This window comes from Pseudomonas sp. CFBP 13602 (assembly GCF_014842725.1).
In the GTDB taxonomy this organism is placed as follows: domain Bacteria; phylum Pseudomonadota; class Gammaproteobacteria; order Pseudomonadales; family Pseudomonadaceae; genus Aquipseudomonas; species Aquipseudomonas baltica.
The window spans coordinates 192598-216824 of record NZ_JACYVT010000006.1 but is presented as its reverse complement, the minus strand read 5'-3'; the positions used below and the strand labels follow the sequence as shown (position 1 = coordinate 216824).

The 24227-nt window shown below is 63.1% G+C and carries 21 protein-coding genes; 6 read left to right on the top strand and 15 right to left on the bottom strand.

What is annotated here, in order from left to right; translation table 11 throughout:
- Positions 1–17: 17 nt before the first annotated feature.
- Positions 18–1205 carry an NO-inducible flavohemoprotein gene (gene hmpA / locus IFU31_RS14360; protein WP_192103392.1) on the bottom strand — a complete coding sequence of 396 codons (1188 nt, stop codon included), beginning with the start codon at positions 1203–1205 and terminating at the stop codon, positions 18–20.
- A gap of 124 nt (positions 1206–1329) precedes the next feature.
- On the opposite strand from hmpA, the gene norR reads away from it, so the two are divergent.
- The gene (gene norR / locus IFU31_RS14355) at positions 1330–2916 is read left to right on the top strand and encodes a nitric oxide reductase transcriptional regulator NorR (protein WP_192103390.1); all 1587 of its coding nucleotides are present in this window, start codon (positions 1330–1332) and stop codon (positions 2914–2916) included.
- Between the two features lie 59 nt (positions 2917–2975).
- On the opposite strand, the gene umuC is transcribed toward norR, so the two are convergent.
- A complete protein-coding gene (gene umuC, locus IFU31_RS14350; protein WP_192059741.1) occupies positions 2976–4253 on the bottom strand; it encodes a translesion error-prone DNA polymerase V subunit UmuC in 1278 nt (425 codons plus the stop codon).
- Positions 4240–4668 (bottom strand): LexA family protein, encoded by a 429-nt coding sequence (locus tag IFU31_RS14345; RefSeq protein ID WP_122477662.1) that lies wholly within the window; start codon positions 4666–4668, stop codon positions 4240–4242. The genes umuC and IFU31_RS14345 overlap by 14 nt, the downstream gene beginning before the upstream one ends.
- A gap of 95 nt (positions 4669–4763) precedes the next feature.
- On the opposite strand from IFU31_RS14345, the gene IFU31_RS14340 reads away from it, so the two are divergent.
- Positions 4764–5462, top strand: coding sequence for an SOS response-associated peptidase family protein (locus IFU31_RS14340; protein WP_192055370.1), 699 nt, complete (start codon positions 4764–4766; stop codon positions 5460–5462).
- Between the two features lie 24 nt (positions 5463–5486).
- Here IFU31_RS14340 and IFU31_RS14335 read toward each other — a convergent pair whose 3' ends face one another.
- Together IFU31_RS14335 and uvsE are read right to left on the bottom strand one after the other, a co-directional pair.
- Positions 5487–7844 carry a glycoside hydrolase family 65 protein gene (locus IFU31_RS14335; protein WP_192103388.1) on the bottom strand — a complete coding sequence of 786 codons (2358 nt, stop codon included), beginning with the start codon at positions 7842–7844 and terminating at the stop codon, positions 5487–5489.
- Positions 7845–7992: 148 nt separating this feature from the next.
- Complete coding sequence (gene uvsE, locus IFU31_RS14330) at positions 7993–9012, bottom strand: UV DNA damage repair endonuclease UvsE (protein WP_122477657.1); 1020 nt, start codon at positions 9010–9012, stop codon at positions 7993–7995.
- Positions 9013–9267: 255 nt separating this feature from the next.
- Here uvsE and lldD point away from each other — a divergent pair, with 255 nt between their 5' ends.
- Positions 9268–10401 carry an FMN-dependent L-lactate dehydrogenase LldD gene (lldD, locus tag IFU31_RS14325; protein ID WP_192103386.1) on the top strand — a complete coding sequence of 378 codons (1134 nt, stop codon included), beginning with the start codon at positions 9268–9270 and terminating at the stop codon, positions 10399–10401.
- A gap of 10 nt (positions 10402–10411) precedes the next feature.
- Here the strand turns inward: lldD and IFU31_RS14320 are convergent, their stop codons facing one another.
- The 4 genes from IFU31_RS14320 to IFU31_RS14305 form a co-directional block, all read right to left on the bottom strand.
- Positions 10412–10870 carry a YfcE family phosphodiesterase gene (locus IFU31_RS14320; protein ID WP_192103384.1) on the bottom strand — a complete coding sequence of 153 codons (459 nt, stop codon included), beginning with the start codon at positions 10868–10870 and terminating at the stop codon, positions 10412–10414.
- A gap of 326 nt (positions 10871–11196) precedes the next feature.
- Entirely contained in the window at positions 11197–11598 is a 402-nt protein-coding gene (locus IFU31_RS14315) for an ExbD/TolR family protein (RefSeq protein WP_122477651.1), read from the bottom strand.
- 1 nt (position 11599) lies between these two features.
- Positions 11600–12325 (bottom strand): MotA/TolQ/ExbB proton channel family protein, encoded by a 726-nt coding sequence (locus IFU31_RS14310; RefSeq protein ID WP_192103382.1) that lies wholly within the window; start codon positions 12323–12325, stop codon positions 11600–11602.
- Positions 12326–12405: 80 nt separating this feature from the next.
- A complete protein-coding gene (locus IFU31_RS14305; RefSeq protein ID WP_192103380.1) occupies positions 12406–13218 on the bottom strand; it encodes an energy transducer TonB in 813 nt (270 codons plus the stop codon).
- Between the two features lie 473 nt (positions 13219–13691).
- Between IFU31_RS14305 and IFU31_RS14300 the strand changes: the two genes are divergently transcribed.
- A complete protein-coding gene (locus IFU31_RS14300; protein ID WP_192059752.1) occupies positions 13692–14792 on the top strand; it encodes a sigma-54 interaction domain-containing protein in 1101 nt (366 codons plus the stop codon).
- 157 nt (positions 14793–14949) lie between these two features.
- On the opposite strand, the gene IFU31_RS14295 is transcribed toward IFU31_RS14300, so the two are convergent.
- Genes IFU31_RS14295 through IFU31_RS14275 form a run of 5 tightly spaced genes read right to left on the bottom strand, consistent with a single transcriptional unit; the run spans position 14950 to position 21442 of the window.
- Positions 14950–16170: an acyl-CoA dehydrogenase family protein gene (locus IFU31_RS14295; protein ID WP_192103378.1), complete on the bottom strand. Its 1221-nt coding sequence runs from the start codon at positions 16168–16170 to the stop codon at positions 14950–14952.
- A gap of 46 nt (positions 16171–16216) precedes the next feature.
- Positions 16217–17929, bottom strand: coding sequence for a dipeptide ABC transporter ATP-binding protein (locus IFU31_RS14290; RefSeq protein ID WP_122477644.1), 1713 nt, complete (start codon positions 17927–17929; stop codon positions 16217–16219).
- The gene (locus IFU31_RS14285) at positions 17926–18789 is read right to left on the bottom strand and encodes an ABC transporter permease (protein WP_192103376.1); all 864 of its coding nucleotides are present in this window, start codon (positions 18787–18789) and stop codon (positions 17926–17928) included. The genes IFU31_RS14290 and IFU31_RS14285 overlap by 4 nt, the downstream gene beginning before the upstream one ends.
- Positions 18786–19778: an ABC transporter permease gene (locus tag IFU31_RS14280; RefSeq protein ID WP_192103375.1), complete on the bottom strand. Its 993-nt coding sequence runs from the start codon at positions 19776–19778 to the stop codon at positions 18786–18788. The genes IFU31_RS14285 and IFU31_RS14280 overlap by 4 nt, the downstream gene beginning before the upstream one ends.
- Positions 19775–21442: an ABC transporter substrate-binding protein gene (locus tag IFU31_RS14275; RefSeq protein WP_192103372.1), complete on the bottom strand. Its 1668-nt coding sequence runs from the start codon at positions 21440–21442 to the stop codon at positions 19775–19777. Before IFU31_RS14275 ends, IFU31_RS14280 begins: the two co-directional genes overlap by 4 nt.
- A 314-nt stretch (positions 21443–21756) precedes the next feature.
- Between IFU31_RS14275 and IFU31_RS14270 the strand changes: the two genes are divergently transcribed.
- Together IFU31_RS14270 and IFU31_RS14265 are read left to right on the top strand one after the other, a co-directional pair.
- On the top strand, positions 21757–21999 hold the full coding sequence (locus IFU31_RS14270; protein ID WP_122477637.1) for a CopG family ribbon-helix-helix protein: 243 nt from the start codon (positions 21757–21759) through the stop codon (positions 21997–21999).
- The gene (locus tag IFU31_RS14265) at positions 21989–22273 is read left to right on the top strand and encodes a type II toxin-antitoxin system RelE/ParE family toxin (RefSeq protein ID WP_122477635.1); all 285 of its coding nucleotides are present in this window, start codon (positions 21989–21991) and stop codon (positions 22271–22273) included. The genes IFU31_RS14270 and IFU31_RS14265 overlap by 11 nt, the downstream gene beginning before the upstream one ends.
- Before the next feature lie 109 nt (positions 22274–22382).
- Here IFU31_RS14265 and IFU31_RS14260 read toward each other — a convergent pair whose 3' ends face one another.
- Positions 22383–24206 (bottom strand): ABC transporter ATP-binding protein, encoded by a 1824-nt coding sequence (locus IFU31_RS14260; RefSeq protein WP_240998763.1) that lies wholly within the window; start codon positions 24204–24206, stop codon positions 22383–22385.
- Between the last annotated feature and the right edge of the window lie 21 nt (positions 24207–24227).

Sequence of the window (24227 nt, the reverse complement as noted above, 5' to 3'; positions counted from 1 at the left end):
ATCCGACCTGACCAGTGCTAGACCAACGCCTCTGCAGGTCCGAAAAACTCATAATGCGCCTGACCGTCCGGTACGCCCATGTCTCGAAGCGTTCGCTTCATGAATGCCATGAACGGTTTGGGGCCGAGAAAGTAGGCATCCACGTTGCGGTCAGCGGGCAACCATTGCTGCAGATGCTTCATCGAAGGCATGCCGACGGCATCAGGCTGCGCCCCTGCATCGGCACTGGCCTCGTTGTAAACGATGTATGCCCTGAACTGCGGGAAACGCTGCTGCCATTCACGAAGCTGGTCTCTGAACGCTTGAGCCTGGGCATTTTTTGCATAGTGGATGAATACCACAGGACGATCACCTGCCTGCAGCGCAGTTTCACCCATAGCGATCGTCGGCGTGATACCCACCCCGCCACTGATCAGCACCAATGGCTTGGTATCCGCTGCCAGTGTGAAGTCGCCGGAAGGTGGAAAGAGCTCAAGCACTGATCCGGCGACGATCTGGTCGTGCAGATAGTTGGAAGCCACACCATCGGGCTCGCGCTTGACACTGATGCGCAGCCCCACCCCCGAGGATGGCGCCGACAGCGAGTAACTGCGCCGGCACTCGTTCCCATCGATGTTCAGGCGCAGGCTGATGTACTGGCCCGGTTCATGCGCAATGACGGGTTCGCCATCGACCGGTTCCAGGTAGAACGAGGTGATCTCGCTGCTTTCAGGCACCTTGCCGGCGACCCGGAACATGCGCCCGCCGCGCCACCCACCGGGTGCGGCGGCGACGTTTTCGTACACCTGTTCTTCAGCACTGATCAAAATGTCGGCCAACTGCTGATAGGCTGCCGCCCATGCTGCTATCACTTCATCAGTGGCGATTTCTTCACCCAGCACTTCACGAATCGCGCGCAACAGGCAAGCACCCACGATCGGGTAGTGCTCGGGAAGGATCTGCAGTGCGACGTGCTTGTTGACGATCTGGCTTGCCAGCGGTCCCAGGTTTTCCAGACGATCGATGTTGCGGGCGTACATCAGCACACCGTTCGCGAGCGCCCGAGGTTGCGAGCCGTTTGCCTGATGCGCCTGATTGAACAAAGGCCTGACCTCTGGATGGCCATCCAGCATGATGTTATAGAAATGCGTAGCCAGTGCCTCACCCCCCGTTTCCAGCAGGGGGATGGTCGCTTTGATGATGTCGCGCTGAGCTTGAGTGAGCATGTGAACTCCGGATGCAGATGGGTGCTATCTTCATAGCAACCGCTATGCCATACAGAAAATCCAATAAAATCAGTCCTTCATCTATTCTTAAGAGTCTTTTAGACTCGGTTAAAAAGACCCAAATATGAAAGGCAAGGTCATTCCGACTCAGTCATCACGGGCTCTCCAGGCGCTTCTGCCACTGCTGAGCGATCTCACTGCGGAGATCAGCGCAGAACACCGTTACCAGCGTGTGCTGGATGCACTGCGCGAATTGGTACCCACCGATGCCGTTGCCATCCTGCGCCTCGAAGATCACGTTCTGATACCTGAAGCCGCCCATGGGCTGGCGGTGGATGCCATGGCGCGACGGTACCCGGTGGACAGCCATCCGCGCTTGAAAGCGATCGTCGAGGCACCGGGAGCGATATTGTTTGCGCCCGACTGTCCTTATCCGGACCCCTACGACGGCCTGATCGGCGCCAGCGCGTTGCCTGTGCACGACTGCATGGGCTGCGCCCTGCGCATCAACGAGAGAATCTGGGGTGTTCTGACCCTGGACGCGCTGAAGGTGGGTCAATTTTCCGAGGACGATCTGCAGACGGTGGAAACCTTCGCGCGCCTGGCTGCCGCTACGGTAGTGGCCGCCGGGCATTTCGACGAGCTGATGCGCACCTTGGACGGCGAACGCAAGCGGGCCGATGCCTACCGATTGGCCCACCAAGGCGGACCTCAACGGATGATCGGTACCAGCGAGGCATTCAAACAGTTGCTGGGGGAAATCGACCTGGTCGCACCCAGCGAGCTGACGGTACTCATTACCGGTGAAACGGGCGTGGGCAAAGAGCTGGTGGCGCGTCGGCTCCACAGCCACTCTCACCGTGCCGACAAGCCGATGATCAGCGTCAACTGCGCCGCCTTGCCGGAACACCTTGTCGAAAGCGAACTGTTCGGTCACGTCAAAGGCGCGTTCTCAGGCGCCGTCGAAAACCGCCTCGGCAAATTCGAGATGGCCAGTGGGGGCACGCTGTTCCTCGATGAAATCGGCGAGCTGCCGCTGTCGGTGCAGGCCAAGCTGCTGCGGGTGCTGCAAGGCGGTGATGTGCAGCGCGTGGGCTCCGACCGTTCACACGTGGTGGATATTCGTTTGCTGGCAGCGAGCAACCGCGACTTGGCCGAAGAAGTTCGGACAGGGCGATTTCGCGCCGACCTCTATCATCGCCTGACGGTGTATCCGCTGCGCGTGCCGCCGCTGCGAGAGCGCAAGGAGGACATCCTTCTTCTGGCAGGCGCGTTCGCCGAGGAAAACCGGTACCGCATGGCACTGCCTCCAGTGCGGTTCGCCGCCCCAGCCAAACAGGCGCTCGGGCAATACGCCTGGCCGGGGAATGTTCGCGAGCTGGAGCACCAGATCGCTAGGGCCGTGTTGAAGGCGAAAAAGCGGTTGTCGGGTTCAAACCGCAAAGACCTGCTCGTTCTGCTGGCAGACGACTTCGACCTTCCGACCACCGCCAGAGTCCTGGAAACCGAGCCCGTGCGTTCAAGCGATTCCGTTCGGTCGATGCCCCTCGACTACAAGGCCGCCGTTGATGACTACAAGAAAGAGCTCCTGGAAAGCGCATTGATGCAGCACCGCGGCAATATCACCGCTGCGGCCAAGAGCCTTGGTCTGGATCGCGCCAATCTGGCAAGGCTTGCGGCACGGCTTGGTGTCAGCGTTCAGCGCCTGTAGGAACGAAGCGCCGGGTGCCGCGTCTTTTGCAGCGCCTAGCTACCGGCACGATGGAACGCTCACCCCCTGACCGTCCACAACTGCTCGAGCTGCGTGGTATAGCTCTGGCTCATCATCTCCCGACGCATGCTCCAGTCGGGGTTGCTCGGCACCGCAGCCGGGCGCAGCGTGCCCCTGCCCCAGCGACCGTTGACCTGGTCGAGCACCTGCATCAGCCGCTCGGCGGCGGCCGGTTGCGCGCTGGCGAACAGGTCGTCGGTGAACTCGCCGCGCTGGCACAGGCCCAGCAAGAGTATTTCCGCTTTGCTGTAGGTGAAGCCGCTGCGAAAGATGAATTCCAGGCCCTGCACCGCTGCCTTGGTCAACAGGCGTACATCGTCGGTGGGGTATGGCAGCTGCACCACCACGCCGTTGGCGTACTTGGCTTCCAGCGGGTTGAGCATGCCGGTGCGCACGCTCACGCGCAGCTGCCGACACAACGAATGCTGCGCCCGCAGTTTTTCCGAAGCGCGCATCACGTAGCTGGCCACCGCCTCGCGGATCGGCGCGATCTCGGTCAGGCGCTTGCCGAACATCCGGCTGCAGCAGATTTCCTGCTTGGGCGGATCGGGGTCTTCGAGCGCCAGGCAGGGCGTGCCGCCCAGTTCACGGGCGGTCTTTTCGATCACTACGCTGAATCGGCTGCGCAACAGCGCAGGGTCGGCGCAGCTCAGGTCCCAGGCGGTAGCGATGTTCATGCCTTGCAGGTGTGCGCTCATCTTGCGCCCGATGCCCCACACATCACTCACCGGGGTGACTTTCAACAGACGATCGCGGCGTCCCGCCTCGCGCAGGTCGAGCACGCCGCCCAGCTGTTTATGCCATTTCTTCGCGGCATGATTGGCCAGCTTGGCCAGGGTCTTGGTGCCGGCGATACCCACGCCTACGGGGATGCCAGTGCGCCGGTAGACCTGTTCGCGAATGTCTCGGCCCAGTGCGTCCAGGTCCTGGTGCATGCCGGTGAGGTCGGCGAACGCTTCGTCGATGCTGTAGACCTCAAGGGCCGGCACCATGGACTCGATGATGCACATCACCCGTTCGCTGATATCACCGTATAGCGCGTAGTTGGAGGAAAACGCCACGATGCCATGCTGGCGCAGCAGGTCCTTGATCTGGAAATAAGGCGAGGCCATTTTTACCAGCGCCTTGGCTTCGGCGGATCGAGCGATCACGCAGCCATCGTTGTTGGACAGGACCACGATCGGGGTCTTCGCCAGGTCCGGGCGAAACACCCGCTCGCAACTGGCGTAGAAGCTGTTGCAGTCGATCAGCGCGAAGACCGGCTCATTCCTTTTCATGGGCACGTACGCTGAAGGTCACCACGCCCCAGATCAGCAGCTCGTCGCCTTCCATGATGTAGCGCGGCGGGTAATCGCGATTGGCCGACTTGAGGATTACCTCGCGTCCCCGCTTGTGCAGGCGCTTGCACACCGGTTCGCTGTTCACTGCGGCGATGACGACATGGCCATGCTCGGCCTCGATCGAGCGATCCACGATCACCAGGTCGCCGCAGAAGATCCCGGCGCCCTGCATGCTGTCGCCTTGGATGCGCACCAGGTAGATGTGCGGTGCGCGGATTTCCAGCAGCTCGTCCAGCGAAATGCGCTGTTCCATGTGGTCAGCCGCAGGCGAGGGAAAACCGGCCGGGACCTTGAACGAATACAGCGGATGCGCGGTGCTGCCCTGGGCGAGCGGGCCAAGAATGGTGATCATGGGATTGCCTGGTATTGATACTGTACGAATATACAGTTAACTTTGTAAGAACCTCGAGGTCAACCAAAGACCGCGACAATCTGACGGAGAACACCATGTGTGGTCGCTACTCGATGTACGAAGCGATGGAGGTCTATCTGCGCGAGTTGGCCCCGCGTCAGCAGGTCATCAGCTATGTCGACCCACAGCCGCAGGCACGCTACAACATTGCGCCGACGCAGCGCGCCATGGTGCTGCAGGGTACTGAGCAAGGCTTGCTGATCGATTCGGTGAAATGGGGCTGGGCGCCGTTCTGGGCTCAGGGCAAGCGCCCTGCCCCGATCAACGCCCGGGTCGAAACCGTGGCCACCGGCAAGTTCTTCAAGCAACTGTGGCCCAATGGGCGTGTGTTGGTGCCGGCCAACGGTTGGTACGAGTGGGTCAAGGATGCCGACGACCCGAAAAAGAAGCAGCCGTGGTTCATTCATCTTGCGGACGAGACACCGATGTTCTTCGCCGCCTTGGCGCAAGTCACGCCTGGGCTTGAGCCTGGTGAAGGTGATGGCTTCGTGATCATCACCGATGCCAGCAACGAAGGCATGGTCGATATCCACGATCGCCGCCCCGTAGTGCTGGCACCGGAGCAGGCGCGGGAATGGCTGGAAGCCGACGTGAGTGCCGAGCGCAGTCTGGAGATCGCCCAGCATGAAGGCCGGCCGGTGGCCGACTTCCGATGGCATACGGTGAGCAAGGCCGTTGGCAATGTGCGCAACCAGGGTGCGGAGCTGATTGCGCCCATTGATGAGGCGTCCTGATGCCGTGCTCGCCGCCTGCTGAACTCAGCCGCTGACGTTGACCGACGAGCCGGGTTCGAGCTGTTCCGTGCCCAGCGCGTGGATCAAGGTGATTGCTCGGGTCGACAGCGCACGCAAGTGCACGGTGATCACTTCATCGATACGCGTCACATCCACCCACTGCCCATGAAACTGCACTGCCAGGCTGACGTCGCCCAGACCGGGCGGTGGCGCCGGGAACACCCGCAGCCCTTCCACGGCCGGACACACACCCAGGTAATGTCGCTGCATGACGTCCAGGGCGCCGGACATGGCTGCCAGGTGGACCCCTTCGCGCACGCCACTGTCGGGCTTGGCGTCCAGGTCGGTACGTAGGCAGTGCTGGTAGTACATCCACGAGGCATCACTGTCGGTATGAGCCAGCGCACCGGCGCAGACGGTTTTCGACAGGCTGGATTCGTGGAAGACGTGGCCCAGGTGATAGTCCATGGTGCGCCGTGCGATGTCGTCGTCGAACGGGTAGCGCAAGCGAGCGAACAGGGCGTGCAACTGCTCATTGGACAATAGGTAGAACAGCATGAGGGTGTCGGCCTGCTTGCTGACCTGATAGTGGTCGCAATGATCACCGCGGGCTTCGAGCATCCAGTCCAGGCGTGGGTTGTCCTCGCTTTTCCACTCATCCGGCGCCGGCTGCAATCGTTCGAAGCCCTCGAACTGATCGAGCACACCGTCGGCGGTGAATGGCAAGAACATGTTGCGGCTGACATGCTCCCAGTGCGATGCCTCGTCGGGACGCAGTGCCAGGCGTTCGACGAGGTCTTCGCGCAGCGCCGTCGGCAATCGCTGCAGCACGTCCAGTGCCCGGCACAGCGTCCACACTGCCATCAGGTTAGTGTAGGCGTTGTTGTCCAGGCCCGGTTGCTCGGCATGGGGATAGGCGTTGTGGTATTCGTCGGGGCCGATCACGCCTTCGATGACGTAGCGCTGCCGGGATTCGTCGAAGCGCGCCACGCTGGCCCAGTAGCGCGCGACCTCGATGATCAGGTCGCCGATCTTTCCGGCCAGTTGCTGTTCGTCACCGGTGGCCAGGTACAGCGTCCAGGCGTCATAGGCCACGGCCGAGCCGATGTGACGCTGCAGGTGCGTCGGGTCGGGCACCCAATGGCCGGAAAGGGGGTAGTACTGGAACGGCGGGGTCTGTTCCTCGCCATCGTGGGCGCTGCGCCACGGAAACATTGCGCCGGAACAGCCCAGCCGAGCGGCTCGGCGCCGTGCTGCCGGCAGACGCGCATGGCGATAGTCGAGCAACGAGCTGGCCAGCTGCGGACGGTGGGTGGCGAACAACGGAAAGGCGAACAGCTCGTCCCAGAACACCTGGCCGAAGTAGCCCTCCTGCCAGCCGCGCGCCGGAAACCCCAGGTCATGGCTCATGCTCAGTGGAGAAACCGTCTGCTGGATATGCCAGCCGGCGAACTGCAGGGGGTGGTCGACAGCCGGATCGGCAACGCGGATGCGCCCGTATTCCCACGTGTCCTGCCACGCCTGCTCATGGGCAGCCAGCAATTGCGCATGGCTGGCGTCGGGCAGTGCCGCCATGCTGCTCGACAGTCCGTGAAACTCGTCGTCGACTTGAACGATGACACGCTTTTCCAGTACCAGCGGGCCGTGCTCGGGCCACTCGACATCAGCTTCCTGCACCAGACGGTCGTCCGCCACTTGCCCCTGCCACTGGCACGGGGCGCAGGTCTGCACGGCCACGGCGACCTTGCGCGACGAGTCATCGAGGGTCGCCACGACCCCTGCCCGACCATCTACCAGGTGTTCCCAGCGATGGCTGTGCAAACGGCGCCCTTCGTAGTCACGGTCGCGTTCGATCAGATAATTGCCGCGGCTGTTGTCCAGCGTCGTACGCACGCGCAGGCCGGTCAGCGGTTTCTGGGCATGCAGCTCCCAGCGCAGCACCGCCAGTTGTGCATTGGCGAGGCTGACGAAACGGGTCTCGACGAGTTCGACCGGAACATCGTCCAGCAGCAACGACAGCCGACGGGTCAGAACACCGCGCTGCATGTCGACATGCTGGTGATAGGACTGCAGGGTGTCCGGCCCAAGCTCTAACCACGGCTGGTGATTGAGCGACAGCGTCAAGCCGAAGGGGTCTGGCAGGTTGACCAACGCCGCGGTATGGGTGGTGGTGCCGTTGACCTGGCGTGCGGCATCGTCGTACCAGCCCGCCCGGTACAGGCCGGGGTAATGCCCTTCGGGCCGTGGCACGGCGCAGGCCTCGGGCGAACAGGCGCGCCACGAGATCACGCCGTTGGCCAGGGTGAACAGCGCTTCGCGGCGCTGTTCGTCGTCGAGGTCGAAATGGTCGAAGGCCAGGGAATGGGTCGGGCGATCCTTCATGGGCGTTGCCCACGAGCGTGCAACGGGGCGAGAGCGGTAACCGGCGTAAGCGTCATGCAAGGATTCCTCGAGTGTGCAGGCGTCGATAGTCCTCAATGCAGACCCATGCCGAGGCTCTAGGTTCGGCCTCTTGGGGGGTGCGCAGTGGTTACATCATGTAACGCCGATGGAACTCCAGGGTGGCCTGATTCTTGTGCTTGGCCTCGAACATGATGTCGAAGCGCTCGAGAAACTGCAGCGCGTAGAGGTTGGTCCAGTGGTTCCACATAAGCTCGCTGTGGCCATACAGGTCGCGCTTGGACACCACCTGCAGCAGCGCTTGCATCTCCAGCTTCTGCTCGGCGCTGAAGCCCAGTTCCTGCAGGCGCTCCTGGGGCTGCGAGTAATGCATCACCGGGCGCACGCCGCGCCAGCTGTCGATGATGCGGTCCACGCGGGAATCGTTCGGGTCGATGTAGTCGTTCTCGTTGATCCAGCAGTGGTGGATATCCAGCACCACGGGGGCCAGGTCGGCGAGCTGCAGGCAGTCGTCGACGCCGTAGGTTTTCTCTTCGTTCTCGAAGGTGATGCAGTGGCGCGCCACGCTGGACAAGCGCGGCCAGATCGCGCGGATGCCTTCGGCGCCAAGGCGACCGGCGATGTGCACGTTGCACTTGAAGTCCTGGAACTGCACACCGTAGCCCATCATGCGGATCATGTCGGCGTGGTACTCGAATTCCGCCAGGCTGTTTTCCACCACCGGTGGCTTGTCCGAGCCCAGCACGCAGAACTGGCCGGGATGGAAAGACAGGCGGATGCCTGAATCGCGTGCCAACTGGCCCATGGCCGCGAAGCGTTCGGCCAGCCACGCCTGGCGCTCGGGCTGCTGGTAGAACGCCGCCACCTGCGGGTGGCTGTAGAACGGCAGCAGGTCGCTGCTCAGGCGCAGCATGCGCATGGCTTCGGGCAGTTGCGCCACATAGTCGAGCAGTTGCAGTTGCGCCTGCAGGTTGTGGCGGACGACCTCTTGCAGCTTTTCGTGAGCCACTTGCGTGGCAACGCTGTTCATCCAGCGCAAGGTGGTGGTCCGAGGGTTGTAGGCGCCCTCGATGAGCTTTAGTTCAGCGAGGGTCAGGGCGCGGATCGCGTGTCGGTATTGGCAGGCGAAGCCGATGCGCGGAATGGTCATTGGGATAGGAGCCTGGCATTCAATGGGTAGCCGATAGACAACGACGCGCGCCGTTCCTTCCCCGCAACCGTGCACGCGACTGCACAAATTGACAGACGCCCTGCGCCACTCTTAATCTGTAGCCAACACATTGTAAATTGGTATTACCAATTCAGCTTGCTCCCGGCAGATCTCCAACAACAATCAGGGAATCCGACCCATGCCAACGAACAGTCCTGCCTGCGCCGTTCTTCACGTCCGGGAGATGGCGCGCCCATGATCATTTCTGCCTCTACCGATTATCGCGCCGCGGCGCAGCGCCGCTTGCCGCCGTTCCTGTTCCACTACATCGACGGCGGCGCTTACGCCGAGCACACCTTGCGACGCAACGTCAGTGACCTGGCGGACATCGCCCTGCGTCAGCGGGTGCTGCGCAACATGTCCGAGCTGAGCCTGGAAACCCAGCTGTTCGGCGAGACGCTGGCCATGCCGGTGGCGCTTGCGCCCATCGGCCTGTGCGGCATGTTCGCCCGTCGTGGCGAGGTGCAGGCGGCCAAGGCGGCGGATGCCAAGGGCATTCCGTTCACCTTGTCGACGGTGTCGGTCTGCCCGATCGAAGAAGTTGCTCCGGCCATTTCCCGGCCGATGTGGTTTCAGCTGTACGTGCTCAAGGATCGCGGCTTCATGAAGAACGCCTTGGAGCGCGCCCGCGCCGCCGGGGTGAAGACGCTGATCTTCACCGTGGACATGCCGGTGCCCGGCGCCCGCTACCGCGATGCGCATTCGGGCATGAGCGGCGCCAATGGGCCGATGCGGCGCATGTGGCAGGCCGTGACGCACCCGGCGTGGGCCTGGGACGTTGGCCTGCACGGTCGTCCGCACGATCTGGGCAACATTTCCACCTACCGCGGCAATCCCACCGGGCTTGCCGACTACATCGGTTGGCTGGGCAGCAACTTCGATCCGTCGATTTCCTGGAAGGATCTGGAGTGGATTCGTGAGTTCTGGGACGGGCCGATGATCATCAAGGGCATTCTGGATCCCGAGGACGCCCGCGACGCCGTGAGCTTCGGTGCCGACGGTATCGTGGTGTCCAACCATGGCGGGCGTCAGCTCGACGGCGTGCTGTCCAGCGCACGGGCCTTGCCGGCGATTGCCGATGCGGTGAAGGGCGATCTGGCAATCCTGGCCGATTCGGGGATTCGCAGCGGGCTGGACGTGGTACGGATGATCGCGCTGGGGGCCGACACGGTGCTGCTGGGTCGGGCATTCATCTACGCCCTGGCGGTGGCCGGGGGCGCGGGTGTGAGCAATCTGCTGGGGTTGATCGAGAAGGAGATGCGGGTGGCCATGGTGCTGACCGGGGCCAAGTCGATCAGCGAGATCGGTTCGGATTCGCTGGTGCGTTGAGCGGTAGGCATCACGGCAGCAGGTGGACCAGTTGCGGATGCACCGCGTCGGGCTGGACGTCGAGCACCACCAGCGTGACGGGCAGCTTGAAGCGGCGACGGCCGGCACTGCCGGGGTTGATGTACAGGCACTCGCCGCGCCACTGGATCAGCGGTTTGTGCGAATGACCGGTGATGACCAGGCGTGTATCTTCGCGCAGCGCCGCGGGTACATCGGCGATGTCGTGTACCAACAAGGTGGGCCAGCCTTCTAGCTCGAAATGCAGTACCTCGGCGAGCGAGTCGGCCCAGGTCATGCCGACGTCGTTGTTGCCCGACACCACTTGCACCGGGGCAATCGCGGAGAGTTGCTGGACGATGTCGCCCTTGCCGATATCGCCGGCATGAACGATGCGCTCGCAGCCCTGCAGTGCCGCCACCGCTTCGGGCCGCAACAGGCCGTGCGTGTCGGAAATGATGCCTACTTTCACTGTCGATATCCTGGGTGAGCTGTGCGGATCTGGACTGTGATCTACCTGGGCAGGTTCCCCCAAGATCATCCATCGACCGCAAAACCTACCGCAATCCTGCCACTACTGAGCGGTGAACCCTTCGCGGCCGGTGACCGCTCCTACGGGGGATCCAATACCTCTGTAGGAGCGGTCAGTGGCCGCGAACAGGCGCTGCGGTGTGTCAGGTATCCTGCGTTCAGCCCTTCGCGGCCGGTGACCGCTCCTACGGGGGATCCAATACCTTTGTAGGAGCGGTCAGTGACCGCGAACAGACGCTGCGGTGTGTCAGGTACAGGGGGATAACACTACTTGGCAGTGATCACCGCCAATTTGGTGATGCCCGCCTTTTCGATGGAGGCCATGGCCCGGGCCACTTCGCCGTAGTTGACGCCGTCATCGGCCTGCAGCTGCACCCGCACATCAGGATCCTTCTGCCGGGCGTTCTGCAGGTTGACCTGAAGCAGGTCCGGCTGGATTTCGTCCTTGTTGATGAACAGCTTCCCCTGCCCGTCGATGCTGACCACCAGCGGATCCTTCTGCTCGGCAGGCGCCACCGCTTCGGTCTTGGGCAGGTTGATCGGGATCGAATTGGTCAGCAACGGCGCGGTGACGATGAACACCACCAACAACACCAGCATGACATCCACCAGCGGCGTCACGTTGATCTCGCTGAGCACTTCGTCCGTGTCCTGAGTCGAAAAGGCCATGTCAGGATGCCTCCTTCACTTTGTGGCCGGAAGCCGCAGCACCACTGCGAGCCAACGCCGGATGTTGCAGTACGCGGAAGGAGTGCTTCTGCGCCAGGCTGTAGAAGTCATGGGCGAAGTCATCGAGGTCTGCCGCGGTCAGCTTCAGGCGCCGCAGGAGATAGTTGTAGACCAGCACCGCCGGCACCGCGACGGCAATCCCCACGCCGGTCGCCACCAAGGCTGCGCCGATGGGACCTGCCACGGTTTCCAGACTGGCCGAACCGGCTGCGCTGATGCCCTTGAGCGCCGACATGATCCCCCACACCGTGCCGAACAAGCCGATGAAAGGCGAGGTGCTGCCGATGCTGGCCAGTACCGCAAGGCCAGTCTCCAGCGAGCGCCGCTCACGCACGATTTGCTGACGCAGGGCACGCTCCAGCCGATCCTGATGATTGATGGCCTGGCTCAGATCGGTGTGCGCCTGCTCGTTGACCTGAATGGCGGCATAGCCCGACTGCGCGACACGGGCCGCTGCACCGGGTTGTTCCTGCGCCAGGTGGGCGGCCGAATCGAGGCTGGAAGCGGCCCAGAACTGCTTGTGAAACTTGCGATCCTGGCCCTTGAGCCGGGCGAACTGCATCCCTTTGAGCAAGGCCAAGCCCCAGGTGGCAACGGAGAACAGGATGAGCAGCCAGATGACCGAGTGCTCGACGGAAGTGAAAGGCGATTCTGTCAGAAGATTCATGGTGAGGCTCTCTGTGGCAAGGCAATAAGTAATGCGACGCGCCTTTGGTCAGGTAGCCCGCTTGGTGCAAGAAACGTTGTTCAGCGCAGTTTGAAATCGATTGGCACACTGACCCAGCCGTCGACTGGGTCGGAGCCTCGTTTGGCCGGGACGAAGCTCCAGCGTTTCACCGCTGCCAGCGCAGCGTCGTCCAACTGGGTGCGACCACTGCTGGTCTGTACCTGAACCTCGCTGGGCTTGCCGCTGGCCAGCACGTGAACGCGCAATAGCACGGTCCCTTCCCAGTTGCGACGCATGGCCAGGGCCGGATACTCGGGCGCCGGATTGTGCAGGTAGCCGGCATTGGCCGAGGCCGGTGTCACCGGTTGCGGCGCAGGGGGTGCAGGCGGCGTGGGCGGCGTCGGTGCGGCCACGGGTTGCGGCGGCGCAGGCGGTTGCACGACCGGTTTGGGCGCAGGCTTTGGCACCGGTTTCTTGACCACGGGCTGGGGTTTGGGCTTGGGCGGCGGCGGTGGTGCTGGCTTGGCCGCCAGTTCATCCTCGACAGGCGGTGGCGGTTCGACAACCGGTGCGACCGGCTCGGGCGGTGGCGGCGGCGTCTCCACCACCGGCGGTGGCGCTGGCTGCGAAAACTCGATCGTCATGGGTGGGATTTCCGGCGGCACTGTAGGCAGCGCCGGTGTCGGGGTCTGACTGATCCAATAGATCACCGCCCCATGCAGCACCAGCGCGAACACCCCCAGCAGCACGCCCTCGCGACGACCAAGGATACGCTTCGGCGCACGTTGCAGACGCAGCTCGCCCAAGGGCTCGCGGAACACCCGGCCCAGGTCGAGCACATCGCCGGGTACCGGATGCCACCGCACCTCCAGGGCGGCCTTGAGGTTATTCATCAGTTACTCCTGTTGACGGGTGATCGTGAAGAGACAAGTCCAATCGGCCTCTTCGGCGGGCGAATGATGTTCAAACTCGACGGGTTCGAAAAGTAATTGTTTGTTATCCCAAACTGCCTATCTGGCATAAGGGAAAGTTTGTGATTTAGCGCGTGCAATTCACTGTTGACTGCAGAACAGCTGAACAACTTAGCTGTTGCGCAGGCAACAACGGGTTGATTCGAGAAATATTCATTTCTCCAGCAGAATTAACCAGTTGCGCTCTACCGACAACGACCTTGCAAGCCGAGCAGGTGCATCGACGGACCGTCACGTTTTTTACGTCACGACATAAGCTAATGCTCATAAGGTATTTAACGATCGTTTTTTATATCCTTTAGTATCCCCTTCAGTGTCGCAGTGGCTGCCCAGGCAGCGCAGATGTGGCTTTAGATCGACTCATTCTTTTTACTCTGCACTTTGAAGGCGTCGCCATGCAGCTTTTGACACTCCCCCCATCGCCTGCCCTCGCCACCTCCATTCGCGCCACTGCCCAGGTGTTCGAAGACCCGAAGTCCAAGGCTTTGCTGGCGCATCTGGAGCAAGTTGCGCCCAGCGAGGCGAGCGTGCTGATCATCGGTGAAACCGGCACCGGCAAAGAGCTGGTCGCGCGCCATATCCACAACCTCAGTGGGCGGCGTAACAAGCCGTTCGTGGCCGTCAACTGCGGAGCGTTTTCCGAGTCGCTGGTGGAAGCCGAGCTGTTCGGTCACGAAAAAGGCGCTTTCACCGGCGCGCTGACAGCCAAAGCCGGATGGTTCGAGGAGGCCAACGGCGGGACTCTGTTTCTCGATGAAATCGGCGACCTGCCGATGCCCATCCAGGTCAAATTGCTGCGCGTACTGCAAGAGCGCGAAGTGGTACGCCTGGGTTCGCGCAAGAGCATCCCCATTGATGTTCGGGTATTGGCGGCGACCAATGTGCTGCTGGAAAAAGCCATCAATGCCGGCAACTTTCGCGAGGATCTTTATTACCGGCTGGACGTGGTCAGCCTGGAGCTGGTGCCACTGCGCGAACGGCCCGGCGATATCATCGCGTTGACCCGGCACTTCCTCGATGTGTACTGCAAGCGTCTGGGCTACAAACAGGCGACGCTGTCACCCGAGGCTGAGCACAAGCTGCTGCACTACAGCTGGCCAGGCAATATTCGCGAACTCGAGAACGTCATTCACCACACCTTGCTGATCTGCCGCAACGGCGTGATCGAGCGCGACGACCTGCGCCTGTCGAACATGCGCATCGAACGCGCCGATGACAGCCCGGCAGTGGACGATTCGGTGGAGGCTTCACTGGATCGGCTGTTCCAGCGGCTGTTCGACGAGCAGGTCGGCGATCTCCACGAGAAAGTCGAAGAGGCCCTGCTGCGCTCGGCCTATCGTTTCAGCCATTGCAACCAGGTGCACACGGCCAACCTGCTGGGCCTGAGCCGCAACGTGACCCGCACCAGGCTGATCAAGATGGGCGAACTGGCGGTGAACAAAAGGCGTGCTGTTTCCGATCAGCCCGATGCTCGGGTGTTCAGGCTGTCAATCTGAACCAGCCACTCGCGGCCGCTGACCGTTCCTGCATACAGAGAAAATCGTAGGAGCGGTCATCGGCCGCGAAAAGGACGTTGCGGTGTAGCAGGCACTGCGCGGTGAAGCCTTCGCGGCCGCTGACCGCTCCTACGGTGGATGTCGGGTCGACTGTCTTTCAGAACAATCCCGAGGTTGGCGGTGGCGTGCCCTTGAGCTGCCAGGTGCCCACCGCTGCGGCCTTCCAGTCGCGAGGGTTGTGGTTGGCCACCGTGCGGGCATTGCGCCAATGCCGGTCAAGGTTGTGACCACGCCCTGTGGTGGAGGCACCGCCCACATCGAATACCCGTTCCGCCGCCTTGAGCGCACATTCGGCGGCGATGTATTGCGCCTGCGCGACCTCGATCGCCGCCTCATCCACCGCCGCCGGGTCGAGCCCGGCCCCCCAGGCGCGATCGATCGCTTCGGCGGCCTTGAGCACCAACGCCTCGGCCGTATAGGCGCGCGCTGAAATCTCGCCCACGCTCAACGCAACATACGGATCATCCACCGATTGAGCGGCACTGCTGTGCTTGATCGGACGCGCATGATTGCGCGCAAACGCCACTGCATCGTTCAGCGCATTGCGCGCGATCCCGGCCTGCACCGAGGCCAGGAACAACTGCAGGAACGGCGTCACCAGCGTACGCTTGCCCTCTTCCACCGTGCGTGCGCGTACTTCATGGGCATACACCTGCACGTTGTCCAGGCGCGTCGTGCCACTGGCGGTCAAGCGTTGGCCCATGGCATCGAAGTCATCCAGCAGCACCAACCCTTCGCGGTCACGGGGCAGCATGAATGACACTGGCTGGTCGTGCTCGTCCAACGCCACCGCGCTGATCCAGTCGGCGTACAGCGACCCGGTGCTGTAGAACTTGCTGCCGTTGGCGCGGTAGTGGTCGCCTTCGCGCACGATGCGCGCACTGATCGCGCCGTTGACACCGCCTACTTCCCATCCGGCATTGCCCAGCACTGCCCCTTGCAGGTAACGGGCGAACCAGAGCTGACGTTCCTGCTCGGCGCCTTCGGCTCGGGACACCAGCAGCCCTTCGATGAAAGCGAAACCTGGCCGCAGCGCTTGAGCCACATTGGAATCTGCCGAAGCGATGCGCACCAGCAGGCCGATGACGTCCTTGACCGAGCCGCCAGGGCCGCCGTAACGAGCGGGAATACGCAGGGTATAGAGCAACGCCTGGGCAATCTGCGCGACGGCCTCGTAAGGCAGTTGACGATCACGTTCGCGCGCCGCGGCGCCGGCAGCGATGTCCGGCAGCAGTTGCTCCGCGCGTGCCAGCAACTGTGCCACGCTCAGCGGCGCTTCGGGTGCAGTGGAAGGGGTGACTTTCGCAGCTTGAGTCATGAACGGTTCCTGTCTTGAAATGGGTGTAAGGAGCAGCGCGACGCCTTCAGATGGCGATCTTCCACAAGCGGGATTCATCGAACAGCAGCACGGCGTTTTCCGGCTCCAGTGGGGGCACCTGCAACGGCACGCCGGCACTGGGCAGCCGTGGCACCGCTCCCAGCAAGCGTTGCGTATACGGGTGCTGTGGCGACTCGAACAACTGCTCGACCGGCGCGTGCTCGACCACCTGGCCATGGCGCATCACCAGCACCTCGTCGCTGACATGGCGGATGACGCCCAGATCATGGGAAATGAACAGGTAGGCCAGGCCCAGCTCGGCTTGCAGATCAGCGAGCAGATCCAGCACCTGGGCCTGTACCGAGACATCCAGTGCCGATACCGGCTCGTCGCAGACGATGACCTTGGGGTTGCTGGCAATGGCGCGGGCAATCGCCACCCGCTGGCGCTGGCCACCGGACAACTGCAGGGGCCGACGCGCGGCCAGCTCGGCAGGCAGGCGCACCTGTTGCAGCAGGCGGCGGATGTGCGGCGCTTGTTCGGCGGTGACGACGCCGGCCACGTCCAGCGCATCGGCAAGAATCTGCCCGACGTTCCAGCGCGGGTCGAACGAACTGAGCGGGTCCTGATAGATCACGCTGATGTCACGCCGCAGCGCTCGGCGCTGGCTTTCGGCGACCCGTGCGTCGGCGCTGCCGTTCCACGGCTGATCGAGGAAACGCACCTGGCCATCGTCTGTCTCGAGCAGCCCCAGGGCCATGCGCGCCACGGTGGTCTTGCCCGAACCGGATTCGCCGACAATGCCCAGGGTCTGGCCGGCACGCAGTTCGAAATCGACGCCGTCGACCACCTGGCGTACCTGTTGATCAGGCCCTACGTAGCGCTTGCCCAGGCCACGGGCGTGTAACAGCACCGGCTGATCGAGGCACGGCGTGCGGGCGATCGTGGCGGTACGCTCACCTGGGCTGAGCCGAGTGCCACGCGCATGCTCGGCCGGCACCGCATCGAGCAGGCTGCGCGTGTAGGGATGGCGCGGCGCGGTCAGCACCTGATGCATGCTGCCCTGCTCCACCACTTCACCGTGCTGCAGCACCAGTACCTCGTCGGCCAATTGCGCCACCACCGCCAGATCGTGACTGATGATCAGCAACGAACTGCCTTGGGCTTTGATCTCCTGCAGTACCCCGAGAATCTGCGCCTGGACGGTAGCGTCCAGTGCGGTGGTCGGCTCGTCGGCGATCACCAGCCCAGGATCCAGGGCCAGGGCGCTGGCGATCAACGCACGCTGGCGCAGGCCGCCGGACAACTCGCCAGAGCGCTGGCGGGCACGCAGGGCCGGTTCCGGTACGCCGACCCGTTCCAGCAGTTGCAGCACCCGCCCGGCACGGGAGGCACGGTCGCCCCAACCATGGGTCTGCAATACTTCGAGAATTTCCTTGCCGACCGGCCGCAGCGGGTCGAGCGAAACCAAGGCATCCTGCAGAACGAAGCCGATGTCCTTGCCGCGCACCCGACGCCACTGGCGGTCGCTCAAGGCCAGCAGGTCGAGATCGCCATATTGCAGGCGCCGTGCCCGCACCTGCGCGCCCTCCCCGGCCAGGCCGATCAGGCTGCGCGCAGTGACGCTCTTGCCCGATCCGGATTCGCCGACCAAGGCCAGGGTCTTGCCCGGCGGCAAGGTGAACGACAGGTTACGCACCACACTCTGCCCGGCGAACTCGACGCTCAGGCCTTCGACGATCAGCGTCTTGTGGCTCATGTCAGGCGACCCTCCAGGCGTTGTTGCAGATAGCGACCGGCAACGGTGGTCGACAAGGTGGTGAGAACGATGAAGAGCCCGGGGAAAAACGTCAGCCACCAGGCGTTGGCAATGAAGTCGCGGCCCATCGACAGCATGGTGCCCCACTCCGGCGTCGGCGGCCGCGCGCCCAGGCCGAGGAAGCTCAACGCCGAGGCCCAGACGATGGCCTGACCGACGCCCATGGTCAGGGTCACGATCAGTGGGCGCATGGCGTTGGGCAGCAGCTGTCGCCGGATGATGCGGCGAGTCGGGTGGCCCAGGGCGCGCGCCGCTTCGATGTAGCCGGCGTTGCGCACCGCCAGCACCTGGCCACGGACCATCCGCGCATACCCGGGCGCCGCGCCCAGGCCAGTGGCGATGATCAGCGGGCCGATACCGCTGCCGAAGATGGCCACGAACAGCAACGCCAGCACCAGGCTGGGAAAGGCGAACAGCACTTCCAGCAACCAGCCCACGCCGCGGTCGGTGCGCAGCCCGCCCAGGCCGCCCAGCAGACCGAGGGCAATGGCGATGCTCATCGCCAGGGCCGTCGCGGCCAGGCCAACGAACAGCGACAGGCGCGCGCCGTGGATCACCCGTGAATAGATGTCGCGACCGGACTGGTCGGTACCGAACCAATGCGCCCACCCAGGTGGATGAAAGGCGTCGCGCGGGACGATGGCCAGCGGGTCGCCGTGAGCGAACAGCTGCGGTACCAGCGCGGCCACGATCACCAGCGCCAGGAAGGCGATAGACAGGCTTGCACCGAGGTGAATCCGACGCGGTCGACGTTGGCTACGCAGCGGCCGCGCCGGGCTTTCGAGGGTCAGATCGCTCATGCCAGGGTTTCCTTCTGCCGTGGGTCGATCCACTGGTACACCAGGTCGACGAGAATGTTGGCCAGCACGTAACCGGCGGCTACCACCAGGCTGATGCCGATGGTCAACGGCAAGTCTTGAAGCTGCACCGCCTGATACAACTGACGGCCCAGCCCCCTGCGCGAGAAGATCACTTCGATCACCACGGCACCGCTGATCAGCGCGCCGATCGCCCAGCCCGACAGTGACACCCCCGGCAAGACGGCATGGCGCAGCGCGTGCTTGAAGCGCACCGCCACGTCACTCAGGCCACGGGTGCGCGCGGTCAGCACGAAGGGTTGCTCCAGGGTCAGCTCCAGGGATTCGCGGGTGACCTGGCCGATGAACCCAGCCAGCGGTACCGCCAGCGCTATCGTCGGCAGCACCAGGGTCCGCCAGCCGTCGCTGCCTGCCGGTGGGAACAGGCGCAGGCCGAAGGCGAACACCGCCAGCAGCACGATGCCCAGCCAGAAATGCGGTAGGGCGGCGCACAGGGTTTCAGCCAGGGACGCCAGGCGCCCGACCCAACTGCGACGACCTGCGCTGAACACGGTCAGGGCCAGCACCAGCAGCCACGCCAGCAGCAGCGCGCTGAGCGTCAGTTCCAGGGTTGCCCCGGCCTGCTCGGCCAGTACCCGCGTGACCGGCATGTGCTGGGAGTAGGAAACGCCCAGATCGCCCTGCACCAGGCGCAGCAGATACAGCCCGTACTGGACCGCCAGGGGCCGGTCCAGGCCGTACTCGCGGGTGACCTCGGCGATGGTTTCCGGGGTCGGGTTGCCGCTGGGTCCACCCAGAATGGCTTGCACTGGATCGCCCGGCATCAGCCGCAGGGCGAAGAAGGTCAGCGTCGCGACCGCCCATAACACCAGCAGTCCACCGCCCAGGCGCACGGCCGCGCGGCGGCCCAGGCGAAGCAAACGCTGGCGGCGCGGGTCCGGCGGCGCGACGGTTACGCGTGTCGTGGTCATTTGTTCACCCAGGCGTCATAGAGGTAGGTCACGGCCAGCGAGGGTTCCAGACGAACCCCCTGGGTCGTCTTGTAGATGCCCAGCCGAGTGCTTTGCGGGTAGGTGGTCAGTTGCAGGTAGTGGCTGGAGGCAACGGCTTGCGCCTGGCGGTACAACGCCTGGCGTTGGCTGGCGTCCTGAGTGGCCAGTGCCTGTTGCACCAGATCGTCGAACTGCGGATCGCTGAAGCCTGCGGTGTTCTGGTGATAGCCGCCGACACCCGCAGGTTGGATGAACGCGCTGCTGAAGATGATCCGCAGCACGTCGGCGGTGTTGGTATTCCAGTAGCCGACGCGGATGTCGTAGTCCCAATCGGCCTGGCGCTTGGTCGCCTGCACATCGCTCATCTGCTCCATGATCAGTTCGATGCCGGCCTGCCGCGTGGTGGCCTGAACCTGCTCCCACAAGGTGAATTCCGATGGCGGCGTGCGGTTGCCGAGGATCACCCTCACCTGCAGGCGCTTGCCGTCCTTGAGGCGATAGCCGTCCTCGTCGCGACGGGTCCAGCCGGCTTCCTCGAGCAGTTGTGCCGCGCGCGCCGGATCGTAATCCTGGGCGTGTTCGAAGTCGGGGCTGTAGAAGCGCGTGGCGTTGCTCAGCGGACCACCGGCGCGGGGAAACTCGCCGAAGTAGACGCTTTTCAAGGCACCTTCGATGTCGGCGCTGCGCACGAAGGCCTCGCGCACCTTGATATCGTTGAACGGCGCACGGCGGATGTTCAGGGTGCCGTTGGTGGGGTTGCCGGGGCGCTGGGCAATGATCAGTTGCAAGTCCGGGTTGCGCCGCGCCGCTTCGTGGGATTCGGGTGGCAGCGCTTCGATCACGTCCACTTCACCGGCCTGCAGCGACGCGAAACGCACGGACGGCTCCTGGATGAACTTCCAGACGATGCGCTCTAGATACGCTGGCCCCTGGTGCCGGGCCGTGGGCGGCGCCGAGTTATAGTGCGGGTTGCGTTCAAGCACGACCTGGCTTTGACGGTCCCAGCGCACCACCTTGAAGGGGCCGGTGCCTACCGGGCTTTCGCAGTTCACATCACGCGAGCGCAGTAGCGCTTCGGGGGATTCGATGCCGAGAAAACCTTGCGCGAGCACTTCCAGGAATGCCGCGTAGGGTGTGGCCAGGTGCACTTGGGCGGTGTAGCCGTCGAGGACATCGGTGCGCTGGTATTGACGGATGTAGCCGCCCGCGGTGCTCGACTGGGTCTTGGGGTTGGCCATGTGGTCGAGGTTGGCCTTCACCGCCGCGGCGTTGAACGGCGTGCCGTCGGTGAAGCGCACGTCGTCGCGCAGGTGGAAGGTGTAGGTCAGGCCGTCGGGAGAGATCTCCCAGCTTTTCGCCAGCCATGGCCCGATATGACCTTCGGCATCCATCGACACCAGTGAATCGAGGACTTGCTGGGCGAGAAACACTTGCGGCATGTCGCCGGCTACATGCGGGTCCAGGCAGGTCGGCTCGCGGTCGGTGGCATAGATCAACGTGCCGCCGCTGACGGGGGTGTCGGTGCGTGCGGCATTGGTGGGATGGTTGTCGCAACCGCCCAGCAGCAAGCTGACGGCCAACAAACCGGCCCACGCGATACCGCCATGGGGCCTTGCAGAAGAACGCGGATGAATGTCTGGCATGGGTCGGGCTGCGCCTTGTGTCGATGCTGAAGCTCACAAGGGGTGATTGCACAAGCCATGCCGACTGCTCCGCCCCGTTGTTGCGGGGCTTTCCAGCGCTGTGTGAATGAAGGGACGAGGCATTTTGTTGAATGGGTGTTGCCTGGCAGACAGTTGCTGCGCCGGAGCCTTTGGAGTGCTGGATTATTTGATTTGACTACCGTCGGAAAAAGCCGCTGTCGCGAGCGGCTTCATACATACCTCGCGACAACCCGCCAATGCTCAAGGGGTTTTGCGGTGTAATATATTCACCACCACTCAACGCCGAGGTTGCCATGACCGGTATATCGCTGAACCTTCCGGAAGATCTGTCCAACTCTCTTTCGGACCTTGCCAAGAGCCATGGCCAGAGCGCGAGCTATCTAGCCATGGACGTCCTTCGCGACTACATCGAACATGAAAAAACACTGACAGCGCAAATCGAGCAGGCGGTAAAGGAAGCCGACAACGGCAAATTTGCCGATGAGGAACGAGTAGCGGCCATGCGTGCCCGGCGTTGGAGTCGGAATGAGGGTTGAATGGCTGGAAAAGGCCCTCAAGAACCTAGAGGACGAAGCCAACTACATTGCGTTGGAAAATCCGAAAGCTGCAGATGATTTCGCAGATGCAATCTTCGCAAGTGTTGATAAACTCGCGCAGTTTCCTACGATGGGACGCGAGGGTCGGGTCAAACACACACGCGAGTGGGCGGTTCCGAACTGGTCCTATCTGATTCCGTACCGGATTTGTGGCGATCGCCTGCAGATCCTCGGGATCTTCCACACAAGGCAGCGGCCACGCTCCAACTGGTGACGTGCACGACCTTGGCGAGGGCAATCCTGAATGCCCTCGCTGTGCAATAGCTTCAGCAGGCACATAACTCGCCCCACACACCGCTATTCTGCGGCGAATCACGATCAGGCTAAGCCGATGCGACTTCTTCGTCGTACGCGTTCTGTGCCTGGCGGCTCCATAGGCGGAAGTACTGGCCCTGCTTTGCCAGCAGGTCATCGTGGGAGCCGTCTTCGATGATACGGCCGTCCTCGAACACCAGGATGCGGTCCAGGTGGGCGACGGTCGAGAGCCGGTGGGCCACGACGATCACGGTCTTGTCCTGCATGATTTCGTCGAGTTTCTCCTGAATGAAACGCTCGGTGATCGAGTCCAGCGCCGAGGTCGCCTCGTCCATCACCAGGATCGGTGCGTTCTTGAGCAGCACGCGGGCGATGGCGATCCGTTGGCGCTGGCCGCCGGAAAGCTTCACACCGCGTTCGCCGACCAGCGAATCAGCGCCTTGGTCCATACCATCGATGAACGCGCTGGCGCCGGCGCGGTGGATGGCTTGTGCCAGTTCCTGCGGGCTGGCATCCAGACGACCGTAGTTGATGTTTTCGGCGATGCTGCGGTGAAACAGGCCCGGCTCCTGAGGAATCAGGCCAATCTGCTGATGCAGCGAATGCTGGGTCACGCTGCGCACATCCTGGCCGTCGATCAACACCTGGCCCTGATTGACGTCGTACAGGCGCAATAGCAGATTGAGCAGCGACGACTTGCCCGAACCGGACGTGCCGACCAAACCCACCCGCTGTCCCGCCGGGATCGACAACTGCAGGTGTTCGAACACCGGTTTCTGCGGTGAATAGCCGAAGCTCACGTCGCGAAACTCAATGGCGCCGCGCACGGCGGCGAGCGGCTGGGCATCGGGCTCATCCACCACTTCATGGGGGCGGATCAGGGTGCGCACGCCATTGGCGATGTTGCCGGTGGCCTCGAAGAAGTCCAGGAAGCGCCGCGACAGGTTGGCCACGTCGGTGATGATCAACAGCGACAGGCTGGTAGCCATCACGAAGGTCGCGATGTCGATGCTGCCCAGGCGCCACAGGTACAGGGCGATCAGCAGCATGCCGACCTTCAGCGACAACCCGCAGATCGACTGGAACCAGCGAATCTTCTCCATGTAGCCAAACGAACGGCCTGCGGCTTTCAGCTCGCGGTCCAGGTAATCGCCCAGGTAGCGATGCTCGAACGAGTGCCGGGCGAACAGGCGAATGTTGGTCAGGTTGGACACCGCATCCACCACCTTGCCGTTGCTGGTGCTGCGCGCTGCCGAGTATTGCTGGGACAACGGATGGCTGCGCTTGGCCAGGAAATAGCACACGGCAATGAACGCCACCGACCAGCCGAACATGAACAGCGCCAGCCAGACCGAGGCCGTAGCCAGCACCGCCACGGCGAGCGTCAGGGTGACCAGCAACGGAATCAGGTCGAACAGCAACAGCGCCAGCGCCTGGCCTACGCCCATGGAGACTTCGGAGATCTTGTGCGCCAGGGCGCCGGCGAATTCGCTGCTGACGAAGCGATGGGAGTGACGCTGCAGGTAAGCGTAAACCGCATGGGTCACGGTGCGTCGCTGCAGCGGCAGCACCCGGATGTGCGCACCGGTGGCGCCGCGGGTGCACAGCATTTCCAGCAGCAACAGGCCGGCGAACAGCAGCAGAGGTTGGCTCAATGTCTGCCAGTCGAGGGTAGCCGCGCTGGCGTTGCTCACCACCCGGGTGATCTGCCCCAGCACCCAGGGCACCAGCACCGTGCAAGTGACCGCCACGACCTGCAAAAGGAGAATCGCCAGGTACCAACCGCGGAAATGGCCGACGAAGAAGCGGGCAAAGGCAAAGGGCGTGTCCGGCAGCGACTGGATGTTCCAGCTGCGCAGGGCGTGTTGACGATCCTTGTACGAGGGTTTCAAACGATAGTCTCCAAGTGTCAG

Coding starts and splice junctions, on each gene's coding strand:
- hmpA (WP_192103392.1), bottom strand. CDS start 1,205: ATGCTCACTCAAGCTCAGCGCGACATCATCAAAGCGACCATCCCCCTG.
- norR (WP_192103390.1), top strand. CDS start 1,330: ATGAAAGGCAAGGTCATTCCGACTCAGTCATCACGGGCTCTCCAGGCG.
- umuC (WP_192059741.1), bottom strand. CDS start 4,253: ATGAAAAGGAATGAGCCGGTCTTCGCGCTGATCGACTGCAACAGCTTC.
- IFU31_RS14345 (WP_122477662.1), bottom strand. CDS start 4,668: ATGATCACCATTCTTGGCCCGCTCGCCCAGGGCAGCACCGCGCATCCG.
- IFU31_RS14340 (WP_192055370.1), top strand. CDS start 4,764: ATGTGTGGTCGCTACTCGATGTACGAAGCGATGGAGGTCTATCTGCGC.
- IFU31_RS14335 (WP_192103388.1), bottom strand. CDS start 7,844: ATGAAGGATCGCCCGACCCATTCCCTGGCCTTCGACCATTTCGACCTC.
- uvsE (WP_122477657.1), bottom strand. CDS start 9,012: ATGACCATTCCGCGCATCGGCTTCGCCTGCCAATACCGACACGCGATC.
- lldD (WP_192103386.1), top strand. CDS start 9,268: ATGATCATTTCTGCCTCTACCGATTATCGCGCCGCGGCGCAGCGCCGC.
- IFU31_RS14315 (WP_122477651.1), bottom strand. CDS start 11,598: ATGGCCTTTTCGACTCAGGACACGGACGAAGTGCTCAGCGAGATCAAC.
- IFU31_RS14310 (WP_192103382.1), bottom strand. CDS start 12,325: ATGAATCTTCTGACAGAATCGCCTTTCACTTCCGTCGAGCACTCGGTC.
- IFU31_RS14305 (WP_192103380.1), bottom strand. CDS start 13,218: ATGAATAACCTCAAGGCCGCCCTGGAGGTGCGGTGGCATCCGGTACCC.
- IFU31_RS14300 (WP_192059752.1), top strand. CDS start 13,692: ATGCAGCTTTTGACACTCCCCCCATCGCCTGCCCTCGCCACCTCCATT.
- IFU31_RS14295 (WP_192103378.1), bottom strand. CDS start 16,170: ATGACTCAAGCTGCGAAAGTCACCCCTTCCACTGCACCCGAAGCGCCG.
- IFU31_RS14290 (WP_122477644.1), bottom strand. CDS start 17,929: ATGAGCCACAAGACGCTGATCGTCGAAGGCCTGAGCGTCGAGTTCGCC.
- IFU31_RS14285 (WP_192103376.1), bottom strand. CDS start 18,789: ATGAGCGATCTGACCCTCGAAAGCCCGGCGCGGCCGCTGCGTAGCCAA.
- IFU31_RS14280 (WP_192103375.1), bottom strand. CDS start 19,778: ATGACCACGACACGCGTAACCGTCGCGCCGCCGGACCCGCGCCGCCAG.
- IFU31_RS14275 (WP_192103372.1), bottom strand. CDS start 21,442: ATGCCAGACATTCATCCGCGTTCTTCTGCAAGGCCCCATGGCGGTATC.
- IFU31_RS14270 (WP_122477637.1), top strand. CDS start 21,757: ATGACCGGTATATCGCTGAACCTTCCGGAAGATCTGTCCAACTCTCTT.
- IFU31_RS14265 (WP_122477635.1), top strand. CDS start 21,989: ATGAGGGTTGAATGGCTGGAAAAGGCCCTCAAGAACCTAGAGGACGAA.